Raw genomic sequence first — 18,281 nt, forward strand, 5'->3', positions numbered from 1 at the left:
TCGCTAATCCGGGTCACGCATCGTTACGTATGCATGCCAAGTCGCATGACCGAGCAATGGGAAAATAATGACGAAGCCGATCATTCCTGAAACCAAGGCGATCATGGTGAGGCTCAGCACAGTTGCGCCCCACAGCAGCATGACTGGCAAATTGTTCCAGACGATCGACATGCTCGTTCCCATGGCAGTAAACGCGTCGAATTTCTTGTCCAGCACCATGGGGATGGAGAAGACGCTGATGGCAAAGGCGAACGCGGCGAAAATGCCGCCGATTACCACGCCGACCGCCAGCATCGCCACACCTATCGGCGTGCCGAACAGCATGGGGACGATATGGTCAATGCCGGGAAAGGCTCGCCAGCCAAAGAACAGCGCGTAAAGGAGCACGGCGGCGCGCATCCACAGCAGCATCAGTCCCAACAGGACGGCTCCGACGAACAGGACGTGCTGGCTGGTGCCGCGCTCAGGAACAAGCATCGAGGCCAGCGTGACGGGCGACCCCTTGGACAGACGTCGGCTTTTGACGTAAAGGCCCGTGGCAAGTGCTGGGCCAACCACCAGGAAGCCCGCTAGTGCGGGAAAGAGCGCAAAGTCCAGCCTGTAAAAGAGAATTCCGGCGGCGATTGCAAGCGAAATGATTGCGACGCCAGCGCCATAGACAAGGCTGGGGAACGGGACCGTCCACAGATCATGCCAGCCTTGCGCAAACCAGGCGAACGCTTCGCTCGGTGAAAGATGCCTGTTGCGGTCGACGGCCTTTGGAAGAGGCGGAACGGTTACGGGAATATTCATTGGAAGGCTCTCCCTGTGTCGCTTGGCTGTGCGGACTTTACTCAACATGCTGAATCCGCCGCGCGGTACGTGCCGTCTTGCCGACCTTTGACCTTCAGGTGGTCGACGCAGTCAGGGCGCGACTGAAACGCAACGTAGACGAGGTGAATGTTCGCCAGGATGACCACACTCAATCCCAAAGCAATTACGAGAAATATCCAGCGCTTTGGCCGTGCGATGATGATGCTCATGACGCACCTCCCGCCGTCGTCTCGGCTCGGTTTTTCCTTAAATCGAGAAGATAAAGCGTGATGATCTTGATCTGCGCAGGCGTGAGACGTGCACCCCAGCTCGGCATGTGGCCCTGGCGACCGGAAAAGATGGTTTGGTAGATGTCGCCGCGGCTTCCTCCATAGATCCAATAGTGGTCGGTAAGGTTGGGAGCACCGCTCTCGACCAAGCCTTTGGCGTCTTTGCCGTGGCAGGCGATACAATTGGTGGCGAAGAGGTCTTGTCCCTTCGCAATATCTTCATTGTTTTTGTCGGTGACCATAGCGGGGTCGGAAAGCGACGTCACAAAGCCTGCCAGCAGCGAAACCTGTTCCTGCGTCAACATCCCATCGCGGCCAAAGGCAAGCATTTGGGAAACCCGTGTGTTGGGATGGGCACCATTGATGCCGACTGTCACAGTCTGCAACACTGTTTGGGGATCGTCGCCCCATAACATTGGTGACTCTGCGATGTTGGGGAAGCCCTTATTGCCCATTGCGTTCGCCCCATGGCAGGCCGCACAGTTGTCGCCGAACAGCGTGCGCCCGGCCTCGCGGACAGTACGCATTAGGTCGGCGTCGGACTGGATCTGTGCGAGATCTTCCTTCTCGATCCGGGTCATCCAGTTCGCGCGTTCGGAAGTGGCCTCTTCGATCGATTTGGCGACCGCCTGCTTCTGGTCAACGCCGAGCAAGCCTTTGAAATACCCGGTCCCATACGGCCAACTCGGCATCAGAAGGGTCCAGCCCAGCGCGAAGACGCCCATGGTGATGAGGAAAAAGTACACAGGTCTCGGAACTGGCGTGTTTAGTTCCTTGATGCCGTTCCATTCATGCCCGGTCGTTTGATGGCCAGTGAATGGATCACGTTCGCCTACAGACATGGCTTATCCTCTTCGTCGGATATCACCGCTTTCGCGGCATGTTCAAAAGGCCTCTTGTTCGACGGCCAGTAGGTGTAGACCAGCACACCGATCGACATGGCGATCAGGTAGAACAGTCCAAATGATTTGGAAAAACCCGTCAGCATTTCATGATCGATGGTCATTTCATTCCACCTCGTTTTGCGGCGTGGTATGGGCGGCGTCTGTCAGGTGTCCGAGCATCTGAAGGTAGGCCACCAGCGCATCCATTTCGGTGACGGAGCCCCGATTGCCGTCAAACAGGCTTACATCCGTCTTCTCGCCATATCGCTCCGTCACTGCCGCGGCCAAATCTGTGTCTGGATTGGCTTGGCCGATGGCATCGTTCGGCGCGTTGGCGATCATCTCATCGGTGTAGGGCAAGCCCACCGCCCGCAATGCAGAGAGGTGTTCGCCAAGGTCACCCGTCTCCAACTGGTTGCGTAGCAGCCAGCGATAGGCAGGCATGTTGGACTCCGGAACCACGTCACGCGGGTTGTTAAGGTGTGCAGTCATCCAATCGTTTGAATATTTTCCCCCGACGCGGGCGAGATCTGGCCCCGTTCGCTTCGAGCCCCACAGCATGGGATGATCATATTTCGACTCTACCGCCAGTGAATACGGACCATATCTCTCCACCTCGTCGCGCAACGTGCGGATCATCTGGGAATGGCAGGCATAACAACCTTCCCGGATGTAGATGTTGCGGCCGGCAATCTCGAGTGGCGTGTAGACCCGCATGTCCGGCGCTTTTTCGACGGTCTCGTCGATCGTGAACAGCGGAGCGATTTCGATGAAGCCGCCGATGCTGGCGACGACAATTATGGCGAGGACAAATCCGATCGCACTGCGTTCAAGCCGATAATGAAAATTGAACATTTTCTATTCTCCGGCTTGGGCGATTGGTGCGGCAGGCTCAAGGCCCAAGGGAATGTCCGAGGCAGATTCCGATGCGACAGGTACAGGCGATCGGATTGTCATGACGATGTTGTAGAGAGCGATCACCGCGCCAGCGAGGAACAGCAGACCACCGAATGCGCGCGCGATGTAGTAGGGGTGCATGGCGACAAGCGAGTCGACAAAAGAATAGCTTAAGGTGCCGGTGTCGTTGTAGGTCCGCCACATGAGACCTTGGATCACGCCGGAATTCCACATCGCGAAGACATAGACAACCGTTCCGGACAGGGCGAGCCAAAAGTGCCATTCAACTAGCTTCGCCGAATACAGTGCGGGGCGCTTCCAAAGCCAAGGCGTGAGCGCATAAAGCGAGCCGTAGGTGATCATGGCGACCCAACCAAGCGCGCCGGCATGAACGTGGCCGATGGTCCAATCGGTGTAGTGGGAGAGGGAATTGACGGCGCGAATTGCCATAAAGGAGCCTTCGAATGTCGCCAGGCCGTAGAAGATTGCTGCCAGCATCATGAAACGAAGGACCGCATCGTCACGCACCTTGTGCCAGGCTCCGTTGAGCGTCAGCAGCGCATTTCCGGCAGAGGCCCAGGACGGAACGAGCAGGACCACCGAGAACGCCATTCCAAGGCTTTGAACCCAGTGGGGGAGGGCCGTGTAGTGGAGGTGGTGCGAACCCGCCCACATATACATGAAGGTGATGCCCCAGAAGCTGATGATCGAAGTTCTGTAAGAATAGATCGGACGGCCCGCCCGCTTAGGGAGGTAGTAGTACATCATCCCAAGGAAACCCGCCGTCAGGAAAAAGGCCACGGCGTTGTGGCCGTACCACCACTGCGTCATGGCATCCTGCACGCCGGAGAACAACGAATAGCTTTTGGCGTGTCCGAAGGAGATGGGAACGGCCAGATTGTTGATGATGTGCAGGAGGGCGACGACCAGGATGAAGGCCATGTAGTACCAATTGGCCACGTAGATATGCGGTTCCTTGCGGCGCAGAAGCGTGCGAATGTAGATCGAGAAATAAACGACCCAGACCACGACCAGCCAGATGTCGGCATACCATTCCGGCTCGGCATATTCCTTCGACTGGGTGATGCCCATGAGATAGCCGCTCGCGGCCAGCACGCAGAAAAGGTTATAGCCCAATAGCACGAACCATGGACTGAACTGATCCGGCAGGCGCGCGCGGGTTGTCCTTTGAAGAACATGAAATGACGTGGCGATGAGGGCGTTGCCGCCGAAACCGAAAATCACGCCACTGGTATGGACCGGGCGCAGACGGCCGAAGCTTGCCCAAGCGGCGTCAATAGTCAGTTCCGGCCAGGCCAGAAGGGCCGCAATCCATACGCCGACAAGCATACCGATCACCCCCCAGACCAACGTCAGGATGATGCCGACCTTGCTGGGTTCGTCATAATACTCAAACAGGCGCGCCGGGGACGGCTCAGGGGCGTCATAGGCGCGCAGTAGCGCCACGGCACCTGCTATTGCGCTGACTGCGATCACCCAGCCGTGCGTCCCGATAAGATCATCGCGCCCGGCAGCGGCCATCGCCACGCCAATACAAAGAAGGATGAGGAACGTAAACGCTGCAAGAGCACGCTCATTCCCAGTCAATTGTGAAATCACTTCGATTGCCCCGCGATAATGAAAGCCGGCGCATTGATTGGCTTGGCTGTGATCAGTCCAATCCGCGTGCGTCCAATGTAGAATCCGTTGCGAGCAACCTAGCGTGCCGCCACATCTCTTCTTTGATCCATGTCAAATATGCCCGGACTAATTGTTGTCGGCCCCTGGGGGATTATGCGAAGGAAATGGTGCGATAGCCTGCTCCGGCCTGTGCTCAACTGATGTGTGCTCTTGCCGCGTCTCGCGTGGAAGAAACGTGTGTGCCAGAGAAGAACCAATGCTTGGTGGCTTCGGAAGCAATCAGATACAGCGTGGTGATGGCAAGAAGGCCCGCCATTATCGGCAGCGGCAACGGCACAAAGTTGAACCAAGCCGCGTACGGCAATATAGGTGTCGCGACAGCTATCAAGAAAGTGCCCGCCGTCAGCCAGACGAGGAGAGCGCTGGGCCGACTTTGCCAAAAGGCCTTTCTGGTGCGAACGACGAGAACGATCGCGAGCTCGGTGATAAGGGACTCGATGAACCAGGCAGTCTGGAACGTCTGCGCTGTCGCGTGGGCAACAAAAATTAGAAAGCCGAATGTCAAGAAATCAAAAAAGCTGCTGACGAGGCCAAAGGTCAGCATGAAGCGCCGGACAAAGGCGATGTCCCAATGTCTTGGCATCCTAGTCTGATCCTCATCGACATTGTCGGTCGAGATCGCCAGCGAAGGCACGTCCGATAGGAAATTGTTCAGAAGTATCTGTTTCGCAAGCAAGGGCAAAAAAGGTAAAAACAGGGAGGCTAGCGCCATGCTCACCATGTTGCCGAAATTGGCGCTGGTTGTAATCGAAATGTATTTCATCGTGTTGGCGAAGGTCTTCCTGCCATCATCGACGCCACGTCCCAGTACACCAAGATCGCGTTCAAGCAGAATGATGTCGGCCGCCTCGCGTGCAACATCGACTGCACTGTTGACGGAAATGCCGACGTCGGCAGCGTGCAGGGCAGGTGCATCGTTGATCCCATCGCCGAGATATCCGACGACGTGGCCCCGGCTTTGCAGGGCCTCGACAATCCGCTCTTTCTGATTGGGGTCGATTTCGACGAAGAGGTCTGTTTGTGAGGCGACTGCAAAAAGGGCATTCTTGGTCATCCGCGCCAGTTGCTGACCTGTGATGACGTTCTTCCTGGCAAGACCGATCGACTTGGCGAGATGCGCAGCCACGTAGCGGTTGTCTCCGGTGATGACCTTAATGGAAATGCCTCTTCGGGTCAGCGAAGCAAGCGTTGCGGCCATGCCCTGCTTCGGCGGATCGAGGAAAAGCAGAAAGCCCGCAAAACAAAGATCTTTCTCGTCTTGACGCGTGAACGCCCGATCCGAACCGAGCCGGCGGATTGCGAGGCCAAGTACGCGATAGCCTTGACCGCTCCACGTCTTGAATCTCGCCTCAATGTCTGCACGAATGCTGGTGTCGATCGGTCGGCAACCCTTTCTAGCCAGAACAGATGTGCAAACCTCCAAGACATTTTGGACGGCACCTTTGCAGATGATCAAATTCTCGCTGGTGTCCAACTCCCGGACCATAACGGACAACCGCTTTCGTATGAAGTCGTAAGGGATCTCGTCGACCTTGGCATAATGCGTGAGACAGTCCGTTGCGTCTTCGGCGTTGACGATAGACTCATCGAGAGGGTTTTTTAGTCCTGTCTGGAGCGTTGCATTCAGCCGGGCCCAGACTGCGACCTGCTGCGATGTTTTTCCCTCCACATCGAGACACCCGTCAAGATGTATGACGCCTTCCGTGAGAGTACCCGTCTTGTCAGTGCAAAGCAGATCCATGCTTCCGAGGTTCTCGATTGCATCGAGCCTCCGGACCACCACGCCGGCCTTGGCCATCGCACGTGCGCCTCGCGCCAATGTGACGCTTATGATTGCCGGCAGAAGTTCGGGTGTCAGGCCGACAGCCAGCGCCAGCGAGAAGAGCAGGGAATCGATCAGCGGGCGATGCAAAAGGAGGTTCGCAAAAAGGACCAGGATGACGATCGCCAGCATGATCTCAGTCATGAGATAACCGAAGCAACGGATGCCTCTTGCGAATTCGGTTTCCGGAATTCGCCGCTCAATGACAGCGGCGATGCTCGCGAACTCGGTTCGACTTCCCGTCTTGACGACGAGAACGGTCGCAGTCCCGCTGCGAACCGACGTTCCCGTAAAGACGCTGTTGCTGCGGGCCGCAAGGCCTGCTCCCACGTCTGATATGCCCGGCGATTTCACTACCGGAAAAGTTTCGCCGGTGAGCGCCGACTCGCTGACGTTAAAGTCGCGCGCTTCTAGAATGATGCTGTCTGCCGGAATAAGGCTTCCGGCCGAAAGATGGACGACATCTCCCGGTACGATGTCGCTCGCTGAGACACTGATTTCTGCCCCGTCGCGCATGACTGCGGCCTTGCGAGCGATTACCTTTCTTAGGGCCTCCACTGCTTTCGAGGCACCATATTCCTGCGTAAAGCTCAGCAGGCAACTCGCCAGGACGATGGCGGTGATAATGATTGCCTCATGCCCTTCACCAACGACGGCCGACGCGCCGGCGGCAAAGACAAGGATAAGCACGAGAGGGCTGCGAAACTGACGCGCCAGTGTGGCAATTGCGGTCGTTCCAGAGGCTTCGGTGAAAGAATTGGGCCCGACCGCGGCTCGCCTTTTCCTTGCTTCTATTGAGGAAAGTCCCTCTAATGTCGTTGCGAGTTCACTCATCAACTGGCCTGCAGGGCGAGACCAATATGCATCGCCGAGGGGCGTATCCTTGATGATTGTAGATTCTCGTGCCGATCGGAATAGCATTCGGGTGCACAGCTTTCACGTTCAAAGAGGGAATTCCGTTCCCATCGTCGGAGCTCTTACCGATAGTCTTCCCGCGGACGGCGGCATTGATCCGTATCAAGTTTGCCCAAGGACCAACGTTCTTTGATGCCGATCAAAGATGATAATGCTTTAGTGTGCATGATCCTACGCAAGCCGTAAGGAACATGAACATGTCCATTCGAAACCTGGAACACGCCTTTCGCCCAAAATCCGTCGCGCTGATCGGTGCGTCGGACAGAGCGGGATCGGTTGGTCGCATCGTCATGCGCAACATTGTGAGCGGAGGATTCGAAGGTGAGATCTGGCGAGTCAATCCAAAGCACCAAATCGTCGATGGCCGGACCTGTTATACTAAAGTGGAAGACATTCCGGGCGTCCCGGATTTGGCAGTGATCGTCACGCCGCCACAGTCGGTTCCCGGCCTTATCCGCGATCTGGGGGATAAAGGGACCCGCGCGGCCGTCGTCATTACTGCCGGCCTCAACGAGGCGAACGGACTGAGGCTGGAAATGCTCGATGCTGCGAAGCCCTACCTTTTACGCATAATCGGACCCAACACAGTTGGTCTGCTGCTGCCGCCAGTTAAACTAAATGCCAGTTTCGCTCACATGAATGCGCAGCCCGGCAAGATTGCGCTGCTATCGCAGTCGGGTGCGATTGCAACGTCGCTTATCGATTGGGCTGCCGACAATCAGATCGGCTTTTCTCAAATCGTTTCGCTTGGAGACATGGCGGATGTTGACGTCGCAGATTGCCTCGACTTGCTGGCGGGAGATGCCGGCACAAAGGCGATCGTTATGTACCTGGAATCGATTCCGCATCCACGCAAATTCATGTCCGCCGCCCGGGCTGCTGCCCGCCTCAAACCCATCATTGCAATCAAGCCGGGACGTCATAGCGAGGCCGCAAAGGCTGCCGCAACGCACACAGGTGCCTTATCGGGTGCCGACCGGGTGGTCGACGCGGCGTTGCGCCGGGCCGGAGTATTGAGCGTTGGCGGTCTGGCGGAATTGTTCGATGCGACGGAAACCCTTTCAAAGTTTGCGGTGCTGGACCGGGTGCGGGTGGGTATCGTCACCAATGGCGGCGGTGCCGGCGTTCTTGCGGTCGATCAGCTCATGGACAACAAGGGCGAGCTGGCAGAGCTTTCTGCGACCACCCTGGAGCGTCTTGATCATTGTCTGCCGCACAATTGGTCACATGCCAATCCGGTGGACATCGTCGGGGACGCGCCGCCGGAACGGTTCAGGGCTGCGGTGGAAGTTGTTGCCGCCGATCCCGGGACCGATGGTATCCTGGTGCTCAATTGTCCGACGGGACTGGCGTCGCCGATTTCAGCCGCCACCGCTGTTGCTTCGTTAGCAAGTTCCGGAATGATTGCCGGCAAACCCGTTTTTGCCTGCTGGCTCGGTGAGCGCGTGGCCCGGGAAGGTCGCCGTGTGCTCGTCGACGCCGGGATCGCAAGCTACGAAACGCCGGCGGCAGCCGCCAATGCGATATCCTATCTTTCCGACTGGTCACACGCACAACACGCGCTTATGCGTGTTCCCGACAGTCGGCCCGACGATAAGCGTTTTGATCGGGAGGCCGTTTACCGTCTCTTTCAACGAGCAGCGGCCGAAGGCCGCCGCATGCTGACTGAACCGGAAGCTAAGGCGGCAATTGCAGCGTACGGAATTCCAGTTCCCCGGACCCTTGTGGCGCGGACAGTTGATGAGGCGGAGCACGCCGCCGGCGAATTGCTGTCAGCAGGCGGCAAAGTTGTGGTGAAGTTGCTTTCCAAGTCGCTCACCCACAAATCAGATGTCGGCGGCGTTGTGCTGGACATTACAACGCCGAGAGCGGCGCGTGAGGCGGCGGTCGCAATCGGCGCGCGCGTCAAGGCCCTAAGGCCCGATGCAGACGGGGACGGTTTTGCAGTACAGGCGATGGTCATGCGCAAACACGCGCAGGAATTGATCCTGGGTATGAGCCACGATCCTGCTTTCGGCCCGGTCATCTTATTCGGAGCCGGCGGCACGGGGGTGGAACTTGTTGATGATACAGCCGTCAGCCTACCACCGCTCGATGACGTTTTGGCAGGCGATCTGATCGACAGAACACGTATCGGCCGTCTGTTGGCTGGATTTCGCGACCGCCCCGCCGCCGACAGGGCGAGCATAATCAACGCTCTCTGTGACGTGTCGCAAATGATCGTCGACTTTCCATGCCTTATTTCGATGGACATCAATCCGCTTCTTGCCGACGCTGACGGTGTCGTTGCACTTGATGCCCGTATGGAAATTGATCCCGATGGGTTGAAGCGATCCGGTCCCAATCCCGGCCTCGCCATCCGGCCTTATCCGTCGAATTGGGCGAGAGACGTGACGCTTGAGGGAACAACGTACCACTTGAGGCCAATCCGACCGGACGATGTGAGTTTGTATCCGCCTTTCCTGTCGAAGGTGTCGCCGCATGATCTCCGCCTGCGCTTTCTGTCTATCCGCCAGACGTTTTCCGATGACGCCCTGCGCCGGCTCTCGCAGCTTGACTATGACCGCGACATGGCTTTCGTGGCTTTGAACAAACATAGCGGGGAACTGGCCGGGATAGCGCGGCTTTCCACCGATCCGGATCACGAAATCGCGGAATATGCAGTCTTTGTCAGAACGGACTTGCAAGGGCAGGGCCTTGGTTGGGAATTGCTCGGTCAATTGATCGATTTCGCCAGAGCGGACGGGGTGAAACGGATTGAAGGGCTCATCCTCAACGAGAATAAAAAGATGCTAACATTGTGCCGAGAATTCGGATTTTCCCTCGCACACCATCCGTCAGATCAAAGTCTCATCCTGGCAACGCTCAATTTGCAGCCCGCCTGATGACACGGCCGACGTTCAGCTCGACAAGAAACGACTGAAACCGTCTTCTGCGAGAACGGAACGGGTGACGCCGCCAAAGACCAATTCCCGTATTCTGCTGTGGCCGTAGGCGCCTGAGACGACCAGCTCAGCGCCCAATTGCTTGGCGAAACGAAGAAGGCTTTCGCTCTCATGCGCGTCCTTGATAATCTCGCTTTGTGCCGTCACGCCATGCCGGCGAAGGAATGCGCTAACGTCGTCAATGCTTTCGCGTGTCAGCATGTCAGCGGCACTGTCGACGGTCACGACCACCACTTCGTTCGCCTGGCACAGCAACGGAAGGGCATCAACGACAGCGCGCCGCGCCTCGCGCGTGTCCTTCCATGCAATCAGGGCGGTATTGGTAAGAATGTGCTTTGCTCCCTTTGCGGTCACTAGGACGGGCCGCCCAGCCTGCAGTACCAATTTTCCCAAATTGATGAAGCGCTCGGGGTGGCCGAGGGTCAGGTCGTCTTCGCACCCAGTGATGATCAGGTCAGCCACCCTCGACATTTCAACAATGAGCCGGGTTGGATTGGCGACACCATCACGCCATTCGCGTGAGACGTTGGTTCCTGCATGGCTCTCAAACTCCCGGCGCAAATTTTTCATACGCAGTTCGATTTCTTCGCGCTCGTGAGCCATGTCGCCGTCGGTTACCATACCTTCGGGCCATGCTATCGGAGTGGTCGGGGTCGCAGCAGCAAAGCCGATCAGGTGCGAGTTGAATCGAGCAGCAAGATTAATCGCGTAGTCCATGAGCGCCGCAACCGGGCCGTCTATATTGAAATTGACTAGTATTGTTCTGTAGGACATCGCTGTCACCTTTCAAACTTATGGCTCCTCTTGTCGCGCCGGATGACCTATGGCTTTTCCACCAGGGTGATCCGGTAGGGACGCATGGCTTCGCCGTTGCTGATGGCGATATATTCGCCTTGGACAAAACGTTCGTCACTCAGATGAAAGGCAAGCTCGTCGTCGGACATGCCTTGCGGGTAATCGAAATACCATTGACCGCCGGGCTTCCTTCGCAGCCTGCCAATCAAGTCCTCGCCCTTGGGGCGAAAGCGGCGGACACGGCACAGGCTCTGGTTTTCTTTCCATTCCGCGGGGTCAAGCTTTCCATTCTCGTCGAGAGGCACCAGTAAGTCATAACCCTCGTGGTTATCCCCCTCGGGGTGACCTTTCTCACGTGCGAGCACCAGCCGCACATGGCGGAATTTGGAAGTCAGTTCTGTCACTTTGACCATCGTAAATCTCCTTGTTGGTGTGAAATCTATCGAAGAAATTTTTGGCGCGCTTTGATCCAGCGCAAGGAGGCCTGCAATACGCCGGCCTAGGCTTAAGACTTGGACATATGGTTCCTCAAACAAGGATAGCTGCCATGTCGTGCAGGAGCGTCTTTAGCGTGATCGGGATAGATCAGTGTGACCGCGACATTTTAAATGCCATCCACCTTTGCCGGGAACTGGACGCACATTTGAGCGTCCAGATTGTATCGCTTGTCCCTACGCCGATGGGCGGTTATGGGGTCGTGGTGTCCGCAGCGTGGTTGCTGGAGCGCGAGGCAGATATTGCCGCGATGAAGAAGCGGGAAAAGCAAATCATATCGCTTGTCCAAACTGCAGGCCTCAAGGCCGACGTCGACAGTTACTATTGTGAAAAGGATTGGGCGGACGAAATCATCGGACAAAGGGCACGCTTTTCGGACCTGACCATTATCGGCCCGGATTTACTGCATCAGCCTGCACTGAAAACACCTGCACTAAGCGGCGCTCTGTTCCATTCCGGACGGCCGACTTTGGTGGTGCCGACGGGCGCACGGGCCACCCTGCATCCGCACAAGGTCATGCTTGCCTGGGACGGGCGGATCGAGGCGGTGCGGGCAGCGCGTGAAGCCATCGATGTCATGGCGGCGGCCGTCGATGTCCATGTCGCGATCGTCGATGACGATTCAGATGATGTGTTCGATAGCCCACGGGCCAACATTACCGCCTATTTGGCCAGACATGGCATCAAGGTAAAAGTTGACCGGTTGCGCACATGCGGCAGGACGGTGGCGGACCTTTTGAGACAGCATGCCAGCGAAATCTCTGCCGGCATGATCGTCATGGGCGCATACGGACACTCGCGCCTGCGTGAGCGGCTTTTTGGGGGCGTAACCAGGACCATGATCGAAACATCGCCAATCCCCATTTTTATGATGCGCTGACCGTTTCTTACCAATTACCAGGTGACGAGATGAACATGCCGCAACCCCGCTCAGCGATATCTTCGAGCCCAATGCATGCTGGGCTGACCAGTGTCGAGGCCAAGCGTCAACTAGAAAAATATGGCCCCAACACTATGCTGGAATACGCCAGTAGGTCGGTTTTCACGATCGCGAGAGAAATTCTGAGCGAACCGATGTTGTTGCTCCTCGTTGTGGCGGCAACACTTTATCTTTTGATTGGCGATTTTGCCGAAGGTCTCCTGCTCGCTGGCTTTGCTATCCTGACTATCGGGCTTGTATTCTATCAGTATCAGCGAAGCGAGAATGCGCTTGCCGCCCTGCGGAAGCTGGGTGCGCCCTCTGCGCGTGTCGTTCGTGACGGCAAGGAGTGTACCATTTCGGCGCGTGAGGTCGTTCCGGGAGACCTCATGGTTCTCGATGAAGGTGAACGTGTTCCGGCGGACGGAACTTTGGTCAGCAACGCCGGGTTGGTTGTCGATGAATCGCTACTGACGGGAGAGAGTGTTCCCGTCCGCAAGCGCGCAGGCGACGACGGTCAGTTGGCTGCCGTGCCTGGAGGCGACGATCAACCATTCGTCTATTCCGGAACCCTTGTCGTCAAGGGTCATGGGGTGGCGACTGTGTCTGACACCGGACCACGAACCCGTGCGGGACGCATCGGCGTCTCGTTAGCGTCGATCGTCGTCGAACGAACCCGACTCCAGACATCAGTGAACCGGATCGTCCGGCTTTTCGGCGGTCTGGCTGCGATCGTATGCTCCGCTTTGGTCATCTTCTACGGTGTCTACCGAGAAGACTGGCTGCAGGGCGTCCTCTCCGGCATCGCTCTTGCCATGGGGATGTTGCCGGAAGAATTTCCGGTCGTCTTGACCATTTTCCTGGCCATCGGTGCATGGCGGCTTGCCCGGATTAAGGTTTTGGCCCGCCGGCCCGCCGTCATCGAAACACTCGGAGCCGCCACCGTTCTTTGCGTGGACAAGACCGGGACACTCACCGAAAACCGCATGCGCGTCCGATTGCTCGACACATTGACCGACCAACTCGAAGTCGAAACTGACTTGCGTGAGATACCGCAAGCCTTCCGTCCGATCTTGGATGCAGCTTGGCTCGCGACACGGCATGCGTCTATCGATCCGATGGATCAGGCGGTGATAGGACTGGCGTCGCGGGCCGGAGAGTATCAAACGATCAATTGGCCGATGGTTCGCGAGTATGGCCTCAAGCCTGAACTGCTGGCAATGTCCATCGCATGGAAGGATGACGCCGGGCATTTTGCGGTTGCCTGCAAGGGCGCACCGGAGGCCATCATTGATCTCTGCCATCTCACTGATGAAAAGGCAGCGAGCATCATGAAACATGTTCAGGCCATGGCCGAAAAAGGCTTGCGTGTCCTTGGCGTTGGCATCGGGACGACCATGCGGAGTGAATTGCCTGAATCACAGCACGATTTCGACTTCACATTTACCGGGCTGGTCGGCTTCGAGGATCCTTTGCGGACAACTGTGCCTGCCGCAGTGAGGGAAGCGTTCCGCGCGGGAATCTCTGTCAAAATGATCACGGGTGATTATCCAGCGACGGCATTGTCGATCGCTTCTGCTGCAGGGATTGACACCAACGACGGCGCGGTCACTGGCGATGAACTCGAACGTGCCGACGATCCTGAAATGCAGCGGCTGGTTTCTCGCGCAAATGTCTTTGCCCGCATCATGCCCGAACAAAAGCTGCGGATTGTTGAAGCGCTCAAACGCCAGGGGGAGATCGTCGCCATGACAGGCGACGGCGTCAATGATGCGCCGGCCCTCAAGGCAGCGCATATCGGCATTGCCATGGGAAGGCGTGGCACCGATGTCGCCCGCGAAGCGGCGGGAATAGTCCTCCTCGACGAAGATTTCGGGAGCATAGTCAGCGCAGTCAAGATGGGCCGGCGCATCTTCGACAATTTGCGCAAAGTGATGATTTACATTTCCGCGATCCATGTCCCGATCGCTGGGTTGGCACTAGTACCGCTGATTGCCGGTATGCCACCGCTTTTCTTTCCGGCGCACGTGGTGGTGATCGAGATGATCATCGACCCGATGTGCTCGATTGTATTCGAACGCACACCAGCTGAGCGAGATATTATGATACGGCCGCCGCGGTCGGTCGAAGATGTGCTTGCAGGCATTCCTCAGATTATCTTCGGCCTTGTCCAGGGGAGTGTGCTGCTCATTGTTTGCCTTGCGCTCTACCAGGGAGTGTTGTTGCAGGACGCATCGGTCGAAGCGGCGCGAACTGCGGCCTTCATTGCCATAACGGCGGGGAACTTGTCGCTCGCCCTGGTAAACAGCAGCCGCGAGGCCGTGCTTATGCACATGGTTATACGCGGTCGAATGACATTCTGGATCGCCGCGACGATCGCAGTGTCGGTTGTTTCGATTTGCATTGTCCAACCCAACCTGGCCGAACTATTCGGATTCACCAGGCTCGAGATTGGACAAGCTGCGCTCGCTGCAGGTGCCGGAGTGAGTGGGGTGCTGCTGTTCGACTTGTTGAAGCTTCTGCCCGCGGTCCGACGAATCATGGGCTAGGCGCAAGACTGGATGCTGCAGCATTGCGGCCGATGGAGTGAAAAAGGCTTTTTGTTCTGAAAATTTACCGGTTGCCTCTAAACCACGACACCACTGTTGGCCAAAGCGCCAATGCTCCCATCAAGACGGTGATCAGGGCCAGCATCACAAACATCTGCAGGACTCCGAAGTTTACAGCATCGCGTGCCACGAACCATCCGGTGATGACCCCGGCGATGATCAACAGCACGCGGAACGAGCCAGCCAAACACCGCTGTTACTCGCCCGCCAAATCGCGTTCTTTGATGAGAGCTTGCGAGAAGTCATCGACAAAGCGCTTGACCTCGGTCCAATTAGTCAGCTCGTAATCGTGTTTTGTGTCAATCGGTGCCGCCTCGGCCGATGCGATGCGCTTGAGCATCCAGCGCTTGAAAAAGTCATACTCCGTATACTTGAGTGCTCCGGCACAGTGTAGGACAAACCGGGGCTTCCACCCTGTCTCATCTGAAAGCCTGACTGGATAATTCCTCGCCTCCGTCTTTTCCTCCTCATCGGCACTTGCAATGGAGAGCGATACGGAAATGAAGGCTGACGGCATGGCGTTGAGAACCGTATTCCAGTCGTGGACATAATGGACAAATGGCGACGGATAACGACCTATATGAACAGGCGCGCACAGGATCGCGCCGTCGCTTGTGCCCGGATCGGCAAATCCGACCTGGTTTGCGTCGGTCAGCATGACCATGTGGCCTAGCGTCTCCAGATGGCTGGCAACCGCTTCGGCGATCTTTCTCGTCTGGCCCTCAATCGTGGAATAAAGCACCAAGAAATTCATGGCGTGGCCTCCTGCATTAATCATCCGAAATTTATTTTCCGGGTATGGCAAGCCTCAGTGATATGCGAGCCTCCCGCATTGATGCGCATCAATGCTGAACGTCCTTAGCGCATTTGATCCAGCGCAATGCGGGACCATGGTTTTGGGGTTACTTGTCCGTCAGCAACTTTTCGACCATATCCCTGGAGAAGTAACATGAACTTCAAAACCCTGTTGAGTGTTGTTGATGTCAGGCAGAACGACGATGATCTGAAAACCGCAATCGACCTGTGCTCGGAGATTGATGCGCAGCTGTCCGTTCTGGTAATTGCAATAGCATCGCTTCCACCACTTGGTGACTATCCGATCGGTACCGCAGATGTCTGGGTGAAGGAGCGTCACGAGGATCTTGGGTCCCTCCGCAAAAGGGTCGACGCAGTGGAAACACTGGTGAAGAACGCCAATATTTCAGCAACTGTGATCGACGAGTATCCGGAAGCTGCCAGGGTCAGCCACGTGGTCGGCAGACACGCGCGATACGCGGATGTAACGATTATTGGCTCCGGCCTGCTCCGCAATGACTTGCTGAAAACAACTGTCGTTGACGGCGCTCTGTTTGAATCGGGCAGACCGATTCTCATTATTCCGCACGGCAGCAAGCCCACTCTGCGTCCCAAATGTGTGCTTCTGGCATGGGACTCCGGCGTGGAATGCACGCGGGCAGCCAGGGAGGCCCTCGACGTCATGGCTTCGGCTGAAGAGGTCCACGTGACTATGGTCGATCCCGACACCAGTTCGATCGCCAATGGTCCCGAACCGGGTGCTGACATCGCCGCCTATCTCGCACATCACTCAATCAAGGTTGATGTGGACCGTCTTCCGAGCGGCGGCAAGTCAATCGCAGATGTTCTCAAGCAACATGCAACGGACATCTCTGCCGAGCTCATCGTTATGGGCGGTTACGGTCATTCGCGCACACGCGAGTGGATCTTTGGCGGTGTGACCCGATCCATGATTGACGATCCAAATCTGCCCATCCTGATGTCACGCTGAGGAAGGAACCTCAACAGCGCGCAACTTAGGAGGAAATCACGATGCATATTACTGAGATGAATGAATTTGAGATCATGCACGTTGTTGAGAATGCCTTTATTGGACGGCTCGCCTGTGTGCATGATGGCCAGCCCTACATCGTTCCGCTGAATTTTGCCCATCATTTTGGCGCGCTTTACGCGTTCACGACATTCGGGCGCAAGGTTGAATGGATGCGGAGCAATCCAAAGGTTTGCGTCGAATTTGACAAGGTCTCGGCAACGAACGATTGGCAGAGCGTGATCATTATGGGGCACTACGAAGAATTGGGTAGTGACCCCGACACCATTGATGCCCGGAATCAAGCTCATGCGCTGCTTAGCAAAAGAGCAGAATGGTGGGAACCGGCCTATGTGAAAACGGTAATCAGAGATCATGTGCGGGGGCTGCAGCCGGTCTATTTCCGTATCCTGATTACTGAAAAGACAGGTCACAAGGCTGTTAAATCATAGCCGCATTATCAAGACAGCCAAATGGCGGCGTCCCTATCAATTGAAACCGTTGAAGGTCAATTGGCTTTTGTGCCTGCCTGCGATGTCATAAAACGGTCGTGGACCTGCATGCCGACAAGCATGCAGACGACGAAGACCGTTGGTTTCGCCAATCCTACAGATAACAACGCCACGGCTGGACCCGGGCATAATCCTCCAAGTCCCCAACCAACCCCGAAGATGGCCGACCCAAGGATGAGCGGCGCATCGATCCTCGTCTTCGTCGGTATATGGTAACTCGGTTCGAAGACGGGGTGGCTGGATATCCGCTTAATCTGGACTCCGAGTGCCGTCACGGCGACCGCACCCCCAAGGACGAAAGCGAGGCTTGGGTCCCATGCGCCAAAAACATCAAGAAAACCTTGCACACGTTGCGGATTCAGCATTCCGGACAAGGACAGTCCAAAGCCGAAGACCGATCCCGAGACCAAGGCTACAGCTAGTTGTGGGTATGAATGTTTCATAGCCCGGCAATCCTCAGGATCGTTACCGCAACAATGCCCGTTGCCAGGAAAGTGACAACCGCCGCGATCGAGCGGCGTGAAAATCGGGCTAGGCCCAAAACACCGTGGCCGCTGGTGCAGCCCGATCCCATCCGTGTCCCGAACCCAACCAGAAATCCCGCGCAAATGATCAGCGGCCACGATGACGTGATCGTCACGACGGGCCAGCGGCCGAACAAACCATGGAACAGGACAGGGCCCACCATCAGTCCCACGACAAAGGCCGCGTTTAGACCTGTGTTGAAGCCGAGCGCCAACCGCCCGACAATTCCGCTGATGCCGGCAACACGGCCGTTGAACAGGAGGAACATTGTCGCGGACAACCCGATCAACAAACCACCGATCAAGGCATGCCAATAAATGTCCATTTCGATTCTCGATCCTTGGCGGAGGCCCTG

The 18,281-nt window shown here is 56.7% G+C and carries 17 protein-coding genes; 5 read left to right on the forward strand and 12 right to left on the reverse strand.

All coding sequences use genetic code 11. From position 1 onward, the window contains the following. Positions 1-3: 3 nt before the first annotated feature. The 7 genes from BLR72_RS11805 to mgtA all read right to left on the reverse strand — a co-directional run bounded on the left by BLR72_RS11805 (position 4) and on the right by mgtA (position 7,307). Positions 4-792, reverse strand: a complete 789-nt coding sequence (locus BLR72_RS11805; protein ID WP_091948742.1) for a DUF2189 domain-containing protein — start codon at positions 790-792, stop codon at positions 4-6. Between the two features lie 41 nt (positions 793-833). Beyond that, positions 834-1,022, reverse strand: coding sequence for a hypothetical protein (locus BLR72_RS11810; RefSeq protein ID WP_091948745.1), 189 nt, complete (start codon positions 1,020-1,022; stop codon positions 834-836). After that, positions 1,019-1,924 (reverse strand): cytochrome-c oxidase, cbb3-type subunit III, encoded by a 906-nt coding sequence (gene ccoP, locus BLR72_RS11815; protein ID WP_091948747.1) that lies wholly within the window; start codon positions 1,922-1,924, stop codon positions 1,019-1,021. The genes BLR72_RS11810 and ccoP overlap by 4 nt, the downstream gene beginning before the upstream one ends. Continuing rightward, entirely contained in the window at positions 1,915-2,088 is a 174-nt protein-coding gene (locus BLR72_RS11820; protein ID WP_091948750.1) for a cbb3-type cytochrome c oxidase subunit 3, read from the reverse strand. Before BLR72_RS11820 ends, ccoP begins: the two co-directional genes overlap by 10 nt. A 1-nt stretch (position 2,089) precedes the next feature. After that, positions 2,090-2,821 carry a cytochrome-c oxidase, cbb3-type subunit II gene (gene ccoO, locus BLR72_RS11825; protein ID WP_091948753.1) on the reverse strand — a complete coding sequence of 244 codons (732 nt, stop codon included), beginning with the start codon at positions 2,819-2,821 and terminating at the stop codon, positions 2,090-2,092. A 3-nt stretch (positions 2,822-2,824) separates the two neighbouring features. Next, the gene (gene ccoN, locus BLR72_RS11830; RefSeq protein WP_210183735.1) at positions 2,825-4,480 is read right to left on the reverse strand and encodes a cytochrome-c oxidase, cbb3-type subunit I; all 1,656 of its coding nucleotides are present in this window, start codon (positions 4,478-4,480) and stop codon (positions 2,825-2,827) included. Between the two features lie 217 nt (positions 4,481-4,697). Next, entirely contained in the window at positions 4,698-7,307 is a 2,610-nt protein-coding gene (gene mgtA, locus BLR72_RS11835) for a magnesium-translocating P-type ATPase (RefSeq protein WP_091948759.1), read from the reverse strand. 191 nt (positions 7,308-7,498) lie between these two features. Between mgtA and BLR72_RS11840 the strand changes: the two genes are divergently transcribed. Continuing rightward, positions 7,499-10,186: a bifunctional acetate--CoA ligase family protein/GNAT family N-acetyltransferase gene (locus tag BLR72_RS11840; RefSeq protein ID WP_091948761.1), complete on the forward strand. Its 2,688-nt coding sequence runs from the start codon at positions 7,499-7,501 to the stop codon at positions 10,184-10,186. Between the two features lie 15 nt (positions 10,187-10,201). Here BLR72_RS11840 and BLR72_RS11845 read toward each other — a convergent pair whose 3' ends face one another. Continuing rightward, on the reverse strand, positions 10,202-11,020 hold the full coding sequence (locus tag BLR72_RS11845; RefSeq protein WP_091948764.1) for a universal stress protein: 819 nt from the start codon (positions 11,018-11,020) through the stop codon (positions 10,202-10,204). Between the two features lie 47 nt (positions 11,021-11,067). Beyond that, positions 11,068-11,454: a hypothetical protein gene (locus BLR72_RS11850; RefSeq protein ID WP_091948767.1), complete on the reverse strand. Its 387-nt coding sequence runs from the start codon at positions 11,452-11,454 to the stop codon at positions 11,068-11,070. 41 nt (positions 11,455-11,495) lie between these two features. Here BLR72_RS11850 and BLR72_RS11855 point away from each other — a divergent pair, with 41 nt between their 5' ends. Then, positions 11,496-12,416 (forward strand): universal stress protein, encoded by a 921-nt coding sequence (locus tag BLR72_RS11855; RefSeq protein ID WP_244506687.1) that lies wholly within the window; start codon positions 11,496-11,498, stop codon positions 12,414-12,416. 71 nt (positions 12,417-12,487) lie between these two features. Beyond that, the gene (locus tag BLR72_RS11860; RefSeq protein WP_091948773.1) at positions 12,488-15,004 is read left to right on the forward strand and encodes a cation-translocating P-type ATPase; all 2,517 of its coding nucleotides are present in this window, start codon (positions 12,488-12,490) and stop codon (positions 15,002-15,004) included. Between the two features lie 256 nt (positions 15,005-15,260). Here the strand turns inward: BLR72_RS11860 and BLR72_RS11870 are convergent, their stop codons facing one another. Continuing rightward, complete coding sequence (locus BLR72_RS11870; protein WP_175492345.1) at positions 15,261-15,818, reverse strand: flavodoxin domain-containing protein; 558 nt, start codon at positions 15,816-15,818, stop codon at positions 15,261-15,263. A gap of 195 nt (positions 15,819-16,013) precedes the next feature. On the opposite strand from BLR72_RS11870, the gene BLR72_RS11875 reads away from it, so the two are divergent. Both BLR72_RS11875 and BLR72_RS11880 read left to right on the forward strand, forming a co-directional pair. Further along, complete coding sequence (locus tag BLR72_RS11875; RefSeq protein WP_091948781.1) at positions 16,014-16,850, forward strand: universal stress protein; 837 nt, start codon at positions 16,014-16,016, stop codon at positions 16,848-16,850. Positions 16,851-16,891: 41 nt separating this feature from the next. Then, on the forward strand, positions 16,892-17,341 hold the full coding sequence (locus BLR72_RS11880) for a pyridoxamine 5'-phosphate oxidase family protein (protein WP_091948784.1): 450 nt from the start codon (positions 16,892-16,894) through the stop codon (positions 17,339-17,341). Between the two features lie 56 nt (positions 17,342-17,397). Here the strand turns inward: BLR72_RS11880 and BLR72_RS11885 are convergent, their stop codons facing one another. Both BLR72_RS11885 and BLR72_RS11890 read right to left on the reverse strand, forming a co-directional pair. Then, positions 17,398-17,844 carry a YeeE/YedE family protein gene (locus tag BLR72_RS11885; RefSeq protein ID WP_091948787.1) on the reverse strand — a complete coding sequence of 149 codons (447 nt, stop codon included), beginning with the start codon at positions 17,842-17,844 and terminating at the stop codon, positions 17,398-17,400. Further along, the gene (locus tag BLR72_RS11890) at positions 17,841-18,251 is read right to left on the reverse strand and encodes a YeeE/YedE family protein (RefSeq protein ID WP_091948790.1); all 411 of its coding nucleotides are present in this window, start codon (positions 18,249-18,251) and stop codon (positions 17,841-17,843) included. The genes BLR72_RS11885 and BLR72_RS11890 overlap by 4 nt, the downstream gene beginning before the upstream one ends. Positions 18,252-18,281 lie beyond the last annotated feature (30 nt).

The organism is Phyllobacterium sp. YR620, assembly GCF_900104165.1.
Lineage (GTDB): Bacteria > Pseudomonadota > Alphaproteobacteria > Rhizobiales > Rhizobiaceae > Phyllobacterium > Phyllobacterium pellucidum.